19 protein-coding genes are annotated in these 17,427 nt (G+C 42.1%); 8 read left to right on the top strand and 11 right to left on the bottom strand.

Going from position 1 to position 17,427, the window contains the following annotated elements:
* From ebgA to ACVPPQ_RS06115, 6 genes are all read left to right on the top strand, one after another.
* Positions 1–3,072 (top strand): beta-galactosidase subunit alpha, encoded by a 3,072-nt coding sequence (gene ebgA, locus ACVPPQ_RS06140; protein WP_463493334.1) that lies wholly within the window; start codon positions 1–3, stop codon positions 3,070–3,072.
* Positions 3,073–3,267: 195 nt separating this feature from the next.
* The gene (locus ACVPPQ_RS06135; RefSeq protein ID WP_233210613.1) at positions 3,268–4,611 is read left to right on the top strand and encodes an MFS transporter; all 1,344 of its coding nucleotides are present in this window, start codon (positions 3,268–3,270) and stop codon (positions 4,609–4,611) included.
* A 9-nt stretch (positions 4,612–4,620) separates the two neighbouring features.
* Positions 4,621–5,055 (top strand): MarR family winged helix-turn-helix transcriptional regulator, encoded by a 435-nt coding sequence (locus tag ACVPPQ_RS06130; protein ID WP_463493332.1) that lies wholly within the window; start codon positions 4,621–4,623, stop codon positions 5,053–5,055.
* A gap of 408 nt (positions 5,056–5,463) precedes the next feature.
* Entirely contained in the window at positions 5,464–6,219 is a 756-nt protein-coding gene (locus ACVPPQ_RS06125) for a class I SAM-dependent methyltransferase (RefSeq protein ID WP_463493330.1), read from the top strand.
* 18 nt (positions 6,220–6,237) lie between these two features.
* The gene (locus ACVPPQ_RS06120; RefSeq protein ID WP_463493329.1) at positions 6,238–6,582 is read left to right on the top strand and encodes a cupin domain-containing protein; all 345 of its coding nucleotides are present in this window, start codon (positions 6,238–6,240) and stop codon (positions 6,580–6,582) included.
* Positions 6,582–6,887 carry a cupin domain-containing protein gene (locus tag ACVPPQ_RS06115; protein WP_463493327.1) on the top strand — a complete coding sequence of 102 codons (306 nt, stop codon included), beginning with the start codon at positions 6,582–6,584 and terminating at the stop codon, positions 6,885–6,887. Before ACVPPQ_RS06120 ends, ACVPPQ_RS06115 begins: the two co-directional genes overlap by 1 nt.
* Positions 6,888–6,991: 104 nt before the next feature.
* Here ACVPPQ_RS06115 and ACVPPQ_RS06110 read toward each other — a convergent pair whose 3' ends face one another.
* From ACVPPQ_RS06110 to ACVPPQ_RS06075, 8 genes are all read right to left on the bottom strand, one after another.
* The gene (locus tag ACVPPQ_RS06110; protein ID WP_463493325.1) at positions 6,992–7,801 is read right to left on the bottom strand and encodes a nucleotidyltransferase domain-containing protein; all 810 of its coding nucleotides are present in this window, start codon (positions 7,799–7,801) and stop codon (positions 6,992–6,994) included.
* A gap of 33 nt (positions 7,802–7,834) precedes the next feature.
* Entirely contained in the window at positions 7,835–8,554 is a 720-nt protein-coding gene (locus tag ACVPPQ_RS06105; RefSeq protein ID WP_463493323.1) for a MerR family transcriptional regulator, read from the bottom strand.
* An 83-nt stretch (positions 8,555–8,637) separates the two neighbouring features.
* On the bottom strand, positions 8,638–8,892 hold the full coding sequence (locus tag ACVPPQ_RS06100; RefSeq protein ID WP_463493321.1) for a hypothetical protein: 255 nt from the start codon (positions 8,890–8,892) through the stop codon (positions 8,638–8,640).
* The gene (locus ACVPPQ_RS06095; RefSeq protein ID WP_463493319.1) at positions 8,889–9,638 is read right to left on the bottom strand and encodes a DUF6933 domain-containing protein; all 750 of its coding nucleotides are present in this window, start codon (positions 9,636–9,638) and stop codon (positions 8,889–8,891) included. Before ACVPPQ_RS06095 ends, ACVPPQ_RS06100 begins: the two co-directional genes overlap by 4 nt.
* Before the next feature lie 109 nt (positions 9,639–9,747).
* Positions 9,748–10,395: a Fic family protein gene (locus ACVPPQ_RS06090; RefSeq protein WP_463496345.1), complete on the bottom strand. Its 648-nt coding sequence runs from the start codon at positions 10,393–10,395 to the stop codon at positions 9,748–9,750.
* A 58-nt stretch (positions 10,396–10,453) separates the two neighbouring features.
* Complete coding sequence (locus ACVPPQ_RS06085; protein ID WP_035438842.1) at positions 10,454–10,582, bottom strand: hypothetical protein; 129 nt, start codon at positions 10,580–10,582, stop codon at positions 10,454–10,456.
* A gap of 163 nt (positions 10,583–10,745) precedes the next feature.
* On the bottom strand, positions 10,746–12,035 hold the full coding sequence (locus ACVPPQ_RS06080) for an L-cysteine desulfidase family protein (protein WP_463493317.1): 1,290 nt from the start codon (positions 12,033–12,035) through the stop codon (positions 10,746–10,748).
* A gap of 20 nt (positions 12,036–12,055) precedes the next feature.
* A complete protein-coding gene (locus ACVPPQ_RS06075; protein ID WP_463493315.1) occupies positions 12,056–13,396 on the bottom strand; it encodes an SLC5/6 family protein in 1,341 nt (446 codons plus the stop codon).
* 238 nt (positions 13,397–13,634) lie between these two features.
* Between ACVPPQ_RS06075 and ACVPPQ_RS06070 the strand changes: the two genes are divergently transcribed.
* On the top strand, positions 13,635–14,285 hold the full coding sequence (locus tag ACVPPQ_RS06070; protein WP_463493313.1) for a helix-turn-helix transcriptional regulator: 651 nt from the start codon (positions 13,635–13,637) through the stop codon (positions 14,283–14,285).
* Between the two features lie 577 nt (positions 14,286–14,862).
* On the opposite strand, the gene rpsI is transcribed toward ACVPPQ_RS06070, so the two are convergent.
* The 3 genes from rpsI to truA form a co-directional block, all read right to left on the bottom strand.
* The gene (gene rpsI, locus ACVPPQ_RS06065; protein WP_025082670.1) at positions 14,863–15,255 is read right to left on the bottom strand and encodes a 30S ribosomal protein S9; all 393 of its coding nucleotides are present in this window, start codon (positions 15,253–15,255) and stop codon (positions 14,863–14,865) included.
* A gap of 13 nt (positions 15,256–15,268) precedes the next feature.
* Positions 15,269–15,712, bottom strand: a complete 444-nt coding sequence (rplM, locus tag ACVPPQ_RS06060) for a 50S ribosomal protein L13 (protein ID WP_025082669.1) — start codon at positions 15,710–15,712, stop codon at positions 15,269–15,271.
* A gap of 118 nt (positions 15,713–15,830) precedes the next feature.
* Positions 15,831–16,595: a tRNA pseudouridine(38-40) synthase TruA gene (gene truA, locus ACVPPQ_RS06055; protein ID WP_463493311.1), complete on the bottom strand. Its 765-nt coding sequence runs from the start codon at positions 16,593–16,595 to the stop codon at positions 15,831–15,833.
* A gap of 142 nt (positions 16,596–16,737) precedes the next feature.
* Here truA and ACVPPQ_RS06050 point away from each other — a divergent pair, with 142 nt between their 5' ends.
* Positions 16,738–17,298 carry a recombinase family protein gene (locus tag ACVPPQ_RS06050; RefSeq protein ID WP_463493309.1) on the top strand — a complete coding sequence of 187 codons (561 nt, stop codon included), beginning with the start codon at positions 16,738–16,740 and terminating at the stop codon, positions 17,296–17,298.
* The last annotated feature ends 129 nt before the right edge of the window (positions 17,299–17,427 follow it).

Genomic DNA, 17,427 nt, shown 5'->3' with positions numbered 1-17,427 from the left:
ATGAAACTATGGGAAAACTATCAACTCGATCACATCAATCGACAAGCAGCACGCGCACATTTTTTAAGCTTTCCAACTAAAACCAAAGCACAATTAAATGAAAATCGTTACACCCATGCTTTTAAAAACTTGAATGGTACTTGGCAATTCATGTTCTTACAAGCACCTGAATACAGTCCGCAAGATTTCTACCAACCCGATTTTGATACCACTGATATGGCCGCCATTACCGTCCCTGGTTCTTGGCAAGTTCAAGGTTTTGGCAAGATGCATTATTCTGATTTATGGTACAACTTCCCCATCAATCCGCCCTACGTCCCAACGATTAATCCGACTGGGATTTACAAACGCACGTTTACGATTGACGATACTTTCGCTGATCAAAAAATCCTCCTGCGTTTTAACGGCGTTGATTCCGCCTTTGAAGTCTGGGTCAACGGTCACTCCGTTGGTTACAGTAAAGGTGCCCGCAATGAGGCTGAATTTGATATCACTGAACTCGCTCAAATCGGTGGCGCTAATGATTTAACCGTTCGCGTGTACCAATGGTCCGATGGTACTTATTTAGAAGATCAAGATATGTGGTGGCTCAGCGGTATTTATCGGGATGTTGAATTGCTGGGTGTGCCCCAAACTGGCATCAATGATTTCACCGTTGTTGCTGATTTAGATGACACTTATCAGGATGGACTACTTTCGGTCAAGACGAGTTTGCGGCAGGCTGCTAATCAAACAGTTCAATTCGAACTCCTTGATCCAACCGGTCAACTCGTCTATCAAACCGAACAGACCGTTTCGAATGCCAATTTCACCATTAATGCCGAAATTCCAGCAGTTGCTAAGTGGACTGCCGAAACACCCAACTTATACACCTTATATATGACGGTTAAACAAGCTGACCAGATTATCGAAGTGATTCCACAAAAAGTTGGTTTCCGCAATATTCATGTCGAAGGGGATACCTTCTTAGTCAACGGCGTCGCCATCAAGTTTAAGGGCGTCAACCGCCACGATTATAACCCTAAGAACGGCCGAGTGGTTGCTAAAGCAGAAATCGAAAAAGACATTATCTTGATGAAACAATTCAATATTAATGCCATTCGTACTAGTCATTATCCTAATTCATACTACCTGTATGACCTTTGCGATCAATATGGCATGTATCTGATTGCCGAAGCCGACGTCGAGTGTCACGGTTTTGAACTCACCGAAAAATACGATTGGATTACTGATGATCCGAAATGGGAAACCGCCTATGTCTCTCGTTTAAGTCGCATGATTAGTCGTGAGAAGAACCATCCCGCCATTTTATTCTGGTCATTAGGTAACGAGTCCGCCTTTGGTCATAATTTTAGAAAGATGGCTGAAGTGGCCAAAGAAATGGACGCGACCCGTTTGGTCCATTACGAAGGTGATTTCGATGCCGAAGTCGTGGATGTCTATTCAACCATGTACAGTTGGTTAGAACACCCGACTAAAAAACCATTGATGCGCGATATTATTGCTGATTCTAAAAAACCACATATTCTCTGCGAATACGCACACGCGATGGGTAACGGTCCCGGTAACTTGAAAGATTACCAAGATTTGTTCTACGCTCACGATAAATTACAAGGTGGTTTCATCTGGGAATGGTTCGACCACGGGATTGAATCTTATGACGAACAAGGTCAAAAATACTATCGTTACGGTGGCGATTTCGGCGATGATCCTAGCAATAAAGACTTCTGTATCGATGGTCTCTTAATGCCCGATCGAACACCATCTCCTGGTTTATATGAATATAAAAAAGTCATCGAACCCATCGAAACGACGATGCTCGATCTCGCAACTGGTCAAATCCAATTACGCAGTCGTTTAGATTTCGCTAATTTAAATCAATTCAACCTGGTTTACACTATCCTGGCCGATGACCAACTACTACAAAGTGGCGAAATGGCGCTCCCTGATGTGCCAGCTCGCCAAACTACTGAACTTGAATTGCCTTATCAACTTGATTTCACGCCACTTCCAGGGACGGTTTATTTACTCAATCTATCCTATCAACTCAAAATGGATACCGCCTATGCCCCAGCCGGTCACGAACTAGCAACCGCCCAATTCGAATTACCAATTCATACGGATGGTCTCATGATTCAACCAACTGGTCAATTAAACGTAGCGGAACACGGTGCTTATTTAAACGTCACTGGTAATAACTTCTCGTTACAATTCGACCAAGTTCAAGGACGTTTATTGAGTCTTTGTCGTGACGGTCTCGAATTAATCGAACAAGGCCCCCACTTCACCTTCTGGCGGGCACCAATCAGTAATGATATGGAAATTGTCGATGAAATGAAGAAAAAACAATTCCTTCATTTAGAACACGAAACCGTTCAAAATTTCCATTACGAACAACTCGCTGATTGCTTAGTGGTTACTATTCAAACCTTGAATGGTACGACCAATAGCCCTTGGCATTATGATTGTCGCTATCAATATACAATTTACCCAAGTGGCGATATCTGCTTCAATCTCCAAGGCACACCGGGTGGTAAACTCGATATGGCACCGGATATGTTGCCACGATTAGGGGTTGTTTTAAATCTCAATCAAAGCCTCGAACAAGTCCGCTATTTCGGTCGTGGCCCCCATGAAAACTACGCTGATTCTAAAGAAGCTGGTTTACTCGGGGTTTATACCAACACCGTCGATGGCCTGTTCACGAACTACGTGGTCCCACAAGCCAACGGTAACCATCTCGACACCAAATGGTCGGCCTTCACTGACGACCGCGGCCAAGGGATTGTCTTTTCTACTGAAGAAACATTCAACTTTAGTACCTCATTCTACGATGAAGTCACCGTCGATAACGCCTTGCATACCAATGAATTAACCAAGGCCGACCACATCGTCGTCAACCTTGATTATAAACAAAATGCGATTGGCACCTTCTCGTGTGGTCAATGGCAACTTGATCAATACCGGACGAAGGTTGAACCGTTTGAATTAAATTTCAGAATCACGCCATTCAACAATAAAGAAGCCAGCGATCAAGCAATCGCTCATGAAATTTTGCAACCTGGCGAATAACCACTAATAAAACGCAGCTAATCACATAGTTGCGTTTTTTTGGTGATTCCCTTTAAACACTTTGAAACTAACTGCCATCAAATTTTCACATTAACCGTTTTCAGAAAAATTAACCCTTGCAATTACATTCAAATGCATTTAAAATAGAAACATTCACTTGAATCTATTAAATTTTTGAAGAAGAGGTTTTTATTTTTGACAAACAGTAGAAGAAACTTAATTAGCGTCATTCTCTTAACGACCGCTTTTCTCGCCTTATTGAACCAAACGGCGATGATTACCGCGCTCCCCATCATTACGGATAACTTCCACATCTCACTAAACTTGGCCCAATGGCTGACTTCCGGTTACATCCTCGTTATCGGTTTGATTACCCCGCTATCGGCGAACTTAATCGATAAATATTCGAGTCGCCAAATCTTTATCGGCGTCGTGGGGCTGCTCCTATTCGGTAGTTTAGTCGGACCGTTAACCAATAATTTTTACATTTTATTGGCCGCCCGCTTATTGCAAGCCGTTGCTGGTGGGATTCTGATGACCTTTGTCCAAATCAGTTTAATCTCCTTATACCCGGTTGAAAAACGGGGAGCGGTCCTCGGCATGGTAGCGCTCGTCATTTCTGCTGGCCCCGCAATCGGGCCTAGTTTCTCAGGACTCGTCATGCAATTTTTCTCATGGAAGGCGCTCTTTTACATCGTCAGCCCAATTATCGCCCTCTTATTGATTTTAGGGATTTGTTTCTTGCCCAATTTTTCTGAACCAAAGGCCGTTAAAATCGATATGCCATCCGTTATGAGTTCGATTATCGGTTTAGGCTCAATTCTCGGGAGTATTTCATTATTCTCAAGTAACGTATTAGGTGCAGCCATCCTATTAATTTTCGGCATCCTCGTCACTTTCTATTTTGTCCACCGTCAATTAACGTTAACCACACCGCTCCTTAACCTACGGCTCTTTAAAAAAGCCAGCTTCACTAAAATGACATTAATCGTGATGTTGATTTTCGGGATTCTAATCGGGACCGAGGCACTCTTACCGATTTTCCTCGAAAACGTCAATCATTATTCTAGCCTAATCGCCGGTTTAGTCTTATTACCCGGCGCCATCGCGAACACGATTTGTGCCCCAATCGTCGGTCGTTATTATGACCAACATGGTCCTAAAGTACCGATTACAATTGGTGTCGTACTATTACTGATTTCATCAATCCCCTTAGTTTTCCTAACCAAACAAACCAACATTTGGATCGTAATTATTGCCTACATCATTCGACTTATCGGTGTTTCGACAATCATTCCAACTGCCGTTACGGAAGCCTTATCTGAATTGGCACCCGCTGAAATTAGCCACGGCACCGCCATCAGTAATACCTTGCGTCAAATTACCGGTTCCGCTTTTACAACTTTAATGATCTTAATCACAACGATTCCTGCTCAATTTGTGACTGGTTTCCATTTAGCAATTTGGCTAACTGTGATTTGTACGGTATTATTAATGTTAATCGCAATCACCTACTTGCGTTCACCTAAAAAAGCATGAGGTAAGCCAATGGTTAATCAACTGGAAAAAATGATTTCAATTTATAATCGTATGATTCGCGAATATCTCAATCGTGAATTGCGCCCGTATAATCTGAGCGAAAGTAATTTCTATTACGTTTTATTCATTTGTGATCAACCCGGTATCTCCCAGAAACAACTCTTACACCAACTTTTCCGACAACAAAGCATTGTCACTAAAGCGGTCAATTATTTGATTAAGAATGATTGGATTGAAATGGTGATTGATCCCAATGATAAGCGCCAACGGTTACTCTACCCAACCGAACACGCGAAGGCCGTCTACCCAGCGATTAAAAAAATCGCCATGGCTGGTAGCGACTACGCCCAGACCGGTTTAACCCCGACAGAAACCGAAACATTAAATCACTTGGTCGAAAAAGCGGTCAAACACCTCGCACCCCCTAATCAATCTTTTGAATAATTTTCTTAAAAACAAGCTGTGCCAGAACTCGGGTATTAATTGAGTGCTATCACCCACGGTTTGATTCTGAGTATTAGCCTAGTTTCGTGAATAAATCCGGTTTATGGGCTTGTTTACGAAACGTCGCTAAGCACAGGAATCAGTGGGTGTTGGCACGTTATCAATTGAGTATCAAGTTGAAAAATCGCCTATCCCGAACTAAGGATAGACGATTTTTTGATTTGAACGGAAATTGATGAGTTCTGGCGCGCGTCAAAAAAGAATATGCGTTTATTTCTGAATACTAAGACTTATGCCACGACCTTTTTTTGTTATCAATTTAACAAGTAGGCTTACTCACATTGACTTCCAGCTTAAAATTCCTTAAAATAAATGAGAACGATTCTCAATTAAAAAGGAGTACTTACCATGCCTCAAAAAGAAGTCGGCCACCATTTCTTAGCCCGTTTAGGTAAGAAACGATTACGGCCGGGCGGTATTACCGCCACTAACTGGCTAATGGCCCAAGGTCAACTAACCTCAGAAACTCAAATTCTCGAAGTCGCCTGCAATATGGGCACCACTTCGATTGAACTCGCTACGCAATATCACGCTCAAATTACTGGCGTTGATCTTGATCCTAAGGCCCTCGCTAAAGCCCAACAAAACGTTGAACGGGCGGGCGTGACCGATTACGTCCATTTACAACAGGCCAATGCGCTTAAACTGCCTTTTGCCGATAATACTTTCGACATCGTCATTAATGAAGCCATGTTGACGATGCTCAATCAAGGTGCTAAAGAAAAAGCACTTAAAGAATATTACCGGGTGCTCAAACCCGGTGGCCGCTTATTAACGCACGACGTCGCTTTTCAAGATCCAGCTGTGACGGCCGTCCTAGATACCTTGCGCCACACCATTAACGTCAACGTTGAACCACTCCAAGTTGATACTTGGACGGCTTTATTTAGCGGGATTGGTTTCAAAAATGTCACCCGGACAACCGGTAAAATGACGTTGATGTCGGCCAAAGGGATGCTTAAAGATGAAGGCTTGTTCAACACCATCAAGATTATCTCGCGCGGATTGCAACCCCTCAACCGTCAAATGTTTAAACAGATGCACCACTTCTTCACCAAAACCGGTAAAGACCTTTGCTACATCGCTGTTTGCAGCACAAAATAACTCAAAGGAAATGATGAGATGTCTTACATTCAAAAATTAACGCCCGGCAAAGTCCTCAATCTCCGCAAAGAAGTCCCTTTAGAAGAAGAACAGATACTCAGTAAAACGTTGGTTCAACGACCAGATTTAGGACTGACCCTTTTCTCCGTCGCAACTGGGCAAGAAATCGGTCGGCACACGGCCACCGGTGATGCAATGGTCAATCTCTTATCCGGTATCGCTAAAATTACAATTGACGACCAAGTTTCAATCGTCCACGCTGGCGAAACGATTTTGATGCCGGCCAATATTCCGCACAGTTTGTACGCTGAAGAAGGCTTCCAAATGTTATTAGTCGTGGTTAAACCTGAGGTCAACGCATGATGGCCCAACTACATTTAAACGAGCTGATTCACTATCACGACCAACAAATCACTAGCCGCGGCCTCAATTCACGACTAGCCATTGAGCAACCGACAACGCTCTACGCCTTTGCTCAAGCCGAAACAATCAGCAACGAAACTAGCGAACACACCAAACTAATTACGATTCTAGACGGTTGTCTAGTGATTACCCAAGAAACGCAAGAAATCACCGCACAAACTGGGGATTTAATCACGATTCCAGCCGGTATCTTACACGGTTTCGCCGCGCAAACTGATTGTCGTTTCCTACAAATCGAACTATAAAAAAACAAGCTGTGACAGAACTTGGTTATCAATTGAGTATCAAGTTGAAAAAATATTCGTTTAATATCAGAATACGACGACTTATGTCACTGCCCTGTTTTCATTTAATTAATTAATGACATAAAAAGCGTATCTAATGGTTCCCAAGCATTCTGTTGTAACTCGTTCATCGTTTGCGCTTGCTGTTCCATTTGGCTGATATGACTGGCAATATATTCATCTAATTCCGGGACGCGCACGACCCGTTTTAATTCAGGAACGTCAACCTTTTGTGCCAATAATTTAGCGACAGCGGGTTGTAATTCCTGCGGTAACTTAGCCGCCACTAGTTCAGCAAATCGCATTGGCGGATTAGTCCCCTCCTCTAAAATCCATTGACTCGCCAAAATCGCGCGTAGGACATAGAAGTATTTTTTGATTTTAACCTGTGCTAATTCAACGTTTAAAAATTCTCGTTGATTCGTATTGGCCATGTGCCAGTAGTGATACAAACTTTTCTTCTTTGAAAAATATTGTGGCAAAATTGCTTTAAACTGTTCAAACTTAGGCGATTGATAGTAAACAATTGGTGAGCTTGCCCATTCAAACAGCGTTGGATTGGAACGGTACAATAACTTCAACGCTTTTTGTAAATCCCAACCACTGATATCAAGTGTTTCATCCAGTTGCCATTCAATCACGTCGCGTTGTGCTTCTAATTTCAAATAATCCGTTGCAGGCCGAACATAAATAAAACGAATATCGTAATCACTATCTGGCGATGCGAAGTCCCACGCCCGGCTACCCGATTCAATAGCCATCATAACTTCAACGTTTTCCTGCGCTTCAATTTCTTTAATCTTTTTTGAAACTAACGTCTGCATATCCCTAATCACCATGACAACCCCCGTTGCGTACTTAATTAGCAATAGCATATCATGCTCGCTCATTAAAAAGAACCACAAATACTATTTACTACTAACTTCCAAGCAATAATTCTTTTCCTGACAATGCGGACAGGTCAAGACCCGCGCTTTCGTGTTGTGACGGGCAAAGAACATCGTTCGCAGCCGTGGCTTAAACTGGGTTTGGCATGCCGGACAGACATATTCTATCCCATCATAGTACAATTTCGACACATAGATTCCTAATCCAATCACGATTGGAATTCCTAGCCAGACTGGCCACCAAATGCCTTGCGTAAACCCTAGTACCAACAGACCAATTTCAATCACGTCCATTAAAAAGCCCCAAGCAAACATCTTACCGTGTAACTTCTGCAACTGCGCTTTTTTAGCCATTGCATTTTCTATGTCGATCACGTTTATTTCCCGGGAAATTTCGCCATTCTCGGTTAAGTCAGCCAACAAGAAATCAACGGACGCTTTTTGACGTCGTAAGGCTTGCTCGCGTTCCGCAATGATTTGCGCCTGTTGTTTTAACAACATCGTCAATAACGTTCGCCGTTGTTGGCTCGCCATAATTTGTTGAATATCTTTCAGTGCAAAACCTAACTGCTTATAACCGAGAATCATCCGTAATGTTTGGACTTCAGTTTCAGAATAGAGACGGCGCCCGTTCTCAGACAACTGGTGTGGTTTTAATAACTGCACACCATCATAATATTGAACCGTCCGAACGGAGACACCACACAACTTGGCTAGTTCCCCCGTGGTATAAATCGTCATAGAATATCACCTCCTTATTCAAACCATAACCCATGACGTCACGTGACGAGCAAGTGTTATTTACTGAATCAATCTATAATAAGTTAATCTAGCGGCTCATCAGTTAGCTTATTCTTTTGAACGCCCAATTTAATCCAATTAGCCATTTCTTGCTTGTCCGATTTTGATATTTCACCAACCATTGTTAAAAATTGATAAAAGTGACGCATAGCCGTTTGGGCATGTTTCAATTGCGTCATGCTGTTAAAATAATGTGCTTCAGCAAAGATTTCTTGCAGCTTTACAGGTTCACAAGTCGGTAACCAATGGTGTTCTTCTAATAAAACATCATTAATCAATCCTCGCGTGATATCAACATGTCGTTTAGTGACTTTCGCACTAAATCGTTTATTTTCCAATAAATACTGTCGAAAAGCTGCCAACATAATTTATTATTGACTGAAATAGCAAGCTTGTCTTTGTCTGTCATCTCTGCCGGTTTGAGCATTCGCCATTGACTGTATGATTGCCAATCAGTATTCAATTTGACTTCCGACTGATTAATCGAATCAATTGATTGGATTAGCAGTGTCTCTCGAAAAGCAGCCGTCACTAGCGCTTGCGATTTTGCATACGTCCCATCATCGATGGTGTTTAAAGCGCCTTTAAAATGATCAACTATTTCCGGTTGTGTTAGTGAATTGAGATTGATTGGCCACCGTTCCAACAACCATAACCTTTCGTTAATAATGCCTCCGATTGAACGGTCAACTGCTGTTCCAACTTCTAATTTACCAGCTAATTCAAAATAACGATTGATTTGCGTTTGTGTAACATCATATTGCTGAAAGGCCAATTCAATCGCTGTTTGAATCAACTGATCAAGTTCTTTTTTATTTCGTGCATTCACATCGGTCACGAAAACAGTCATCCGTGTTTGCGCATTTAGTAAAATTAATACTTTTTTGCGCGCGACTACAAAATGCCGAACATACCAAGTAAAAAGAGGATTTATTTGGCTATAATTCTGATCGTAATCCCGATTACCCGTCGGTGGCATTTGATTAAAAAGTGACTGCGTTTTAGTAGCGACATTGATTAACATCGGTTTCCTCCTAATATATATAACTCATACTACAATTAAACCAATTTTAAAGCGATTAAAAAAGCCCCTTTACTAATTTGTAAAGAGACTCATCTAATAATTTAACGATTTAGACTAAATTAATGCCTTGAACCCCATGATCGTAGGTCCAATCCTTAATCGATTGCATATCACCGGTCCGATAATAATCGCTCAATAAAGTATTCCAAATTCCCCATTTATCAAGCGGGACATTGATAAGGCCGGCGCCACCATCAATCATCACTTTATTAGCTGCGAGCGTTGCCGTGCGCTTATTACCATCCCAAAAAATCTGTTGACGCATATTATGGTACATGATGGTTAACGCCTTATCCGTAGTCGATCGAGTTGCCGTCATTAGTGCCTCTAAATACTGTTCCTCTGTCTTCTCAGAAACAAGCGGCGGAGTGAATTGTTCATCACTCCCAATATTGACGCCACCTTGACCACTTCTAATTTGACCGGGTATTAACGCATCTTTATCTGCAACAATCGCATTCAATTGTTTTTCATAATCTAAACTAAACGGCATTTTACTTTCAGTGACGTATTGCCAACCACGTTTTAAATCAACAATTGTGTTAATATCATCAATCGAGATGCCATCGACACCTAAGCCATCCATAATAGTCTGAGTTTGCGGCAATGTCGTATTAATGCCTTCAAAACGTGAGTTGGTGTGCACTAAATTAGTAAAATTCTGTCGTGCAAACCTAATATTAGTATCACCTGGCATGTTAAATCGATCTGGATAATTCACCCGTCAACGCCTCCCTTATACATCAAAAACTTGTTTAGCGGTTAAATATCTTGGGGCCTTTACGCATATTCTTGCGATCATTCTTAGCGACGTTCGTTTGTTTGGACTTACCGCCACCCTTTTTTTGATCGATTAAAGCTTGCATTTTTTCTTTAGCATTCATTATTAGTTCTCCCTACTTGTTACCTATTTAATACAATATTAACATGGATTCCCCCCATATTTATCAATTAAATTATTTGTAACCGAAATCATTCATTATTTTAAAGAAAAAAGAGATGCTTAGTCGTTATCAAAACGGCGCATCTCTTTTTAATCCCAAGTTTTTATTTAGCCATCATTACTTCTAACACCGCTGGATCAGCAGCCTTCAAGCCTTTAGTACCCAGAATACCAATTCCGTGAATCGTCTCATCAATCGATTCACAAACCAAACCATTGGTGGCCGGAATCACAATGCCTTGAATCGCTAGATTGACCGATCGATACATCGAACTCGTTGACGTTGCCACTTTCATCGCGCAAGAACAACCGGCACCGTCGCAAATCATACCAGGCGCATCGCCAGCCATATTCTTAATTACCATACAAGCGGTATCGTAATCATGGCCTAACAGATAGCAAATTCCAGCTGCTGCGCCCATCCCGGCTGAATCGGTCGCACAAAAGGCGGACAAAACAGGTAAAAAGGCGTGGACGTAAATCGCCGTCAGATGTGACAAGGTTTGCGCCCGAATCAGCTGTTCGTCCGTTGCTTCGACGTGTCGAGCAACCACACTGACCGGGACAGTCGCCGTGATGCCCTGGTTCCCAGAACCAGAATTCGACATCGCCGGTAATGGTGCCCCACCCATACGTGCATCACTAGCAGCCGCAGTATACGCCATAATATTATCTTGCAAATCGGCTGGCCCTTGTCCTAAGGGATTAGCCGCATTCTTGAGTAATGACTGACCTAGTTTCAACCCATAATCATTGGCTAAGCCTGCTTCGGCTAACGTCATATTCAATGTGTCAGCTGCTTGCATGAAAGCAATTGATTCGAGTGGCGCCTGCATTGCAAAGTCCCAAACTTGTTGGAACGTGACCTGTTGCATGCCGTTTTTTAAATCGGAAACAGCGTGACTCGCTGGTCGTTCAAGGTCAATTAATCGGTGGCTATCTTTTTCAAGCCGATAAATATTCGTATGGCTCCCCGCGATGTAAACTCGAACGTCATTTTTCGCCGTCTGAACGCCAACTTCGACATACAAATCATCGTCGACTGGGGCGATTTTAGCAGTGACTTTCCCCGAATAGGCTAATGTTTTAATCAACGGAATTTTATCAGTTGCAACGTTGGCAATCACATCTAACCCAGCAGTCGCATCCCCCGCCAAGGCGCCAGTAGCGGCCGCAATCTGTAAGCCTGGTTCGCCAATCCCTGGCACCATCACGGCCATCGCATTTTTCATCACATTTGATGAAACCAAAACTTCAATCTTTTCAATCTCACCTTCGTCCAAATGAGCCATACAATTAGCGGCCGCAAACGCCACCGCAATTGGTTCCGTACAGCCAGTTGCCGGTTTAACACCCGCTTGTAGATTCTGAATAAATAATTCTGATGTCAACATTGTACTTTCCTCCAATCATTTTACATAAATGCTAGAAATGGTGAAATTAATAATAATATCCCGGTAAAAATGATCAACCATAGTGCTGGACTCTTCAAATCACGTAATTCTGGAATCTTGTATACGAGATAAGCTGGTACTAAACAACCAATAATCCCGAAAATTGGACTACAGATTGAAGTGAAGCTCAGCACCGGTGCGTTTAACACGATTGCGCCCCACGCCACTAAGACTGAGAAAACGAGTATGCCAAAGCTCAAGAATTTTTTATTAATTTTATCTTCAGGCATAAATCGCTTTAATAAATTAGTAGCAATCCCCTGACAGGATTCTCGAAAACCTAAGAATACACTGAAGAACGCGGTCATTACCGCAAAAATATTTAAAACAACGGATAAAATTTTAACTGAACTACCATTCATATTCTTGGCAGCAATTGCTAAGGTCGAGACATTGTTACGGTAAGCTTCTACTGCCTGATCATGCCCAATTGCAAAGTTGAATGATAACGCATAGAAGAACACGACGAAGAATAGGGTGAAAAAGGCAATGTTCATCGCCCGTTGTGATTTGTACCGTGCCACTTCAATATTCTTGTTATGTGCACGGAATGAAATCACCATCGGCGATAAAGATTGGATGAATAAAATCGACGTTAACGTAAATGGCATCATGATAATCGTCTGTTTGATAAAATAACCAAATGATGGGAATGCAGGAATATTACTCATATCCCAAAAACTAACCATGACAATTCCTAAAATCAATATAATAATTAATTTCGTACAAACCATGAAACTTGAAATCTTAAAGATCACTTTTTCGGCGCTCGAAGCAAGTGCTACTAATAAAATAACAACCGCCAACCCGTAAAACGGATTATGCGACCAAACCGTTTTAGTCAGGCCAAACGTATGTAAGTACGACGCACTATCATTAGTAATGGCTGTCGAATACACAAAGACCCAAATAACCAACATCGCAAAGTACAGAAAACTAATGAATAATCCCCAATTTTTACCTAAGTATCCCGAAATAACGCTCGTATAATCATCGCAATTCTTAGCACGCGCGACCGTGTTGACAAATAACCGTTGAAATAAATACATCGCTGGATAGGCAATGATCGAACTGCCTAAGAAGACCCATAAACCAACCAACCCAACTTTGACTGGTAAAAAAACAATGCCTGCACCGATGGCCATCCCGATACTCATGATGACCCACCCGCGATCGGTACTATCAAACTTAACCGCCGACTGCCACTCTTCTGTGGTCATTCCCGCACGATCAGCCTGTCGCTGCGTTCGCTGACTCACTTGACCACTACGACCTTCACTACCATTTGCCACTACTTTCATTACGACGCCCTCCATTTAACCTTACTTTTTGGGTTCTCTTGTAATTACCTTAGCACCATGATTGCTCAATCATTCTCAATATCAGTATAAGCGCTTACATCTAATCTGTAAATAGATTTTAATAAAAAATTATTATTATAACAAAATAATTTCAGCAGCAAAGCCTTATTAATGGACTTTTACGTATTTTTTGTTATTATAATAATAAAATATTATCTTTCAAAGGAAGTCCTTATGGATGTCAACCTCACTCGAACATTATCAACAATTAGTCTATTTTCTAGGTAAAACGTTAAGTCAAGATTATGAAATCGTCCTTCACTGGCTGGATTCTTCCGGTTCCTTTTCGATTGCGGCAATTGAAAATGCCGAGATCAGTGGTCGCTCCTTGAATTCCCCCATCACCGGCTATGCGCTTCAGTTAGTCCGTGACGAAGTTTACAAAGAACAAAATTTTATCACTAACTATAAAGCCGCGACTGGCGACAAAAAAATCCAAGGGTCGACTTTTTTCATCAAAGATGAGGCTAATCAATTATTAGGGTTACTTTGCATTAATTTCGATAACGCCGCTTATACGGATTTAATGGGCCACTTAGCAAGTATCGCACGTATTCCGGATTTAACCAATCCACAGTCCATCCACAAATCGCCGACGACTGAAGTCTTACATACCAGTATTGCCGACATCATCTATGCCGTCATCGATCGTGACTTGCTCCGTCCTGGCACCACGTTAACCCAACAGAAGAAAATCGAACTTTGTGCGCAACTTAGTGAAAAAGGGGTCTTTCAAATCAAAGGTGCGATTCCACAAGTCGCTCATATTTTAAACGTCTCAGAACCAAGCGTCTATCGCTATTTGAAGATGATTGAAAATGAAAAATAATTAGGTTGTCAATCCAATGGTATCTAATTTAATTTATTCCCCGTGATTTTTCATAATTTAGATGATATACTGAGTGCATACGAAAAGCGCAAGGTGTGCCTAGCACCGCGCGCAACAGTAGTCGTATTGCAATGATAGATTAGCCACTAGTTAGCGGCTTTTTTTATGCAATTTTTTCAGTTCAAGAATCTGTTTCCAGATTTTCAAACCTAATTGAATTGCGACAAGGACTTGAATTAACAAGCTCATCAGCGATTGGCCATTGTTTTATTTAATCGCGTTTCAGCACTCATCAATCCCCGTCCAAGTCAAAATACGCCGTCATCTAAGTGCAGATGATGGCGTATTTTGGTTTGGTACTCAATTGATACCCGAGTGCTGGCACAGCTACCGCACGTCGCTCACCTCCACTTGTCAATTTTGAATCGACTGAGTCTGGCGCTTGCAATTAACGACTGCCTATTACTATATTACGCAAAACGAGTTGTTTTTTTGTACCCGTTATCAACAGCACAAAAAAACACCCTCCCACAAAAGTGAGACGGTGTTCCGAAATATTGATATATAAGAATATATATTAACGTTTACTGAATTGTGATGCTTTACGAGCTTTCTTAAGACCTGGTTTCTTACGTTCCTTCATACGAGGGTCACGTGTTAACATGCCAGCGCGTTTAAGAGCTGGACGGAAGTCAGGATCTACAGTTAGCAATGCACGTGAAATACCGTGACGGATTGCGCCGGCTTGACCAGAGAATCCACCACCGTTAACGTTTACCAAGATATCATAGCTATCTGTTGTTTCAGTAATTGTTAAAGGTTGTTTCATATCTAAAATCAAGTTAGCAAATGGGATATAGTCAACAACGTCTTTGTTGTTGATAGTGATTTTACCAGTACCGGGTACTAAACGTACACGAGCTACTGAATTTTTACGACGACCTGTACCGCTGTAAGTTACTTGAGCCACTATAGTTTCCTCCTTAAATAATGTCCGTGATGTCTAAGACTTCTGGATTTTGTGCTTGGTGTTTATGTTCGCCACCAGCGTAAACGTGTAATTTCAAGAATTGGTTATGACCCAAAGTATTCTTTGGTAACATACCTTTCACTGACATTTCGATTAAACGATCAGGTGTCTTTTCACGAATTTCGCCAGCTGAACGAGTCTTTAAACCACCAGGATGATTACTATGGTGATGATATAACTTGTCAGTTGCTTTTTTACCTGTTAATTTGATCTTTTCAGCATTGATCACGATGACGTTGTCACCTGTGTCAACGTTTGGTGTAAATGTTGGTTTATTTTTACCGCGTAAGATAGAAGCGACTACTGTTGATAAGCGACCCAATGCAATATCTGTTGCATCGATCACATACCATTTACGTTCTACTTCGCCTGGTTTAGCCATGTAAGTTGTACGCACGATTTATTCCTCCAATATTCTGTGTTTGTTTGACACTCAATAAGTTCCGGGGCCTATCGTGGGGCAAACAATACCAGATACTATAGTACCCTAATTTATTGATTAAGTCAATTGAATCTCAATTATTTTCATCAGTTTTATAATAAACTTCTTTCAAATATAAACCGCTAGCTGGCGCGGTTGAACGGGCCTCTTGTCGATCCTTGACTTCGTACAATCGTAAAAAGTCGTGGACGTCGCGGCGGCCATTGCCGATCTCCAATAAAGTGGCGACTAAAATCCGGACCATGTTGTACAAAAAGCCGTTGCCGTAAAACTCAAAAATCAGTTCGTTGGCTGACTCGTCGTATTCAACAGTCGCGTCATAAATCGTTCGCACTTTATTCTTAATCACCCCACCAGCGGCCGCAAAGCTCGTATAATCGTGTGTGCCCATCACATCAGGCATTGCCGCCTGAATACGGCTGACATCGATTGGATACGGGTAATGGCCCGTATAACGCCGTTTAAACGGATTGGTGTAATGACCAAGATCAACACGATACAAATACCGTTTACCACTGGTACCGAATCGCGCGTGGAAATCAGGAGCCGCCAGCTGACTGTCGACAACCTCCATATCAAGCGGTAGGAGGCTGTTCAATGCGCGTAGCATACTTGTAGCCGGCAAGAGCTTGGGATAGTCGAAATGGACAACCTGACCGTATGCATGGACCCCGGAATCCGTGCGACCAGAACCATAGACTGCGACCGCCTCACCTTTACTCATTTTCATTAATGCTTTCTCGAGCGTGCCTTGGACGGTGCGCTGATTCGGTTGGCTTTGAAAGCCCGCAAAATCAGTCCCATCGTAAGCAACGGTGACGCGATAACGTTGTGTCATACTATCCCTCATCTTAATTCAATGTTATCTTCTATTTTAGACGCTTTTCTGAAAAGTAGCAATCGCTTTTTTTCAATCGGTCGGATAACATCATATTATGGTACGGTACTGTATAATAATATGACGAAAGGAGATGTTCATAATGAAGTTTGGTTATGCTCGCGTCTCTTCCGCGGGTCAAAGCCTCGCGACCCAAATTGCACAACTCAAAGCCGAGAAGTGCGATGTGATCTATAGCGAAAAATTCACTGGCACAACCGTCCATCGGCCACAATTCAAACGGCTACTCAACCGCGTTCGGACCGGCGACACGATCGTCGTTACCAAACTAGACCGATTTGCCCGCAACACAAAAGAAGCGCTCGAAATTATCCAAGAACTCTTCGAAGACCAAATTAAAATTCACATTCTGAATATGGGGATTATCGAGGATACCCCCTCAGGTCGCCTAATATTTACACTATTTAGCGCATTCGCCCAATTCGAACGGGATATGATTATCACTCGCACCCAAGAAGGCAAGGTCAACGCCCGACTGACAAACCCAGACTATCGTGAAGGTCGTCAAATGACGTATACCGATCAAGAAATTAGAGAAGCACTTCATCTCCGGCAAACCGGTGCGACCTATGAGTCAATCAGTCGAAAAACCGGTATTAGCGTCTCCACGTTAAAGCGCCGATTTAAATTACTGTCATCTTAAAAAAAGCCTGCGCAATGGCAGGCTTTTTTCTTTAAGTTATGACTCGTTAATTAGCTGGCATAGCAATTACTAATAGACCCCCGGCTTCCGTTAATTGGAAACTGGAGGCCTATTTAAATCACGCTTAAT

The sequence above is a fragment of the Latilactobacillus parafuchuensis genome (assembly GCF_055271665.1).
Note: the sequence above shows the minus strand (reverse complement) of the source record. Positions and strands in the feature narration are given on the sequence as shown.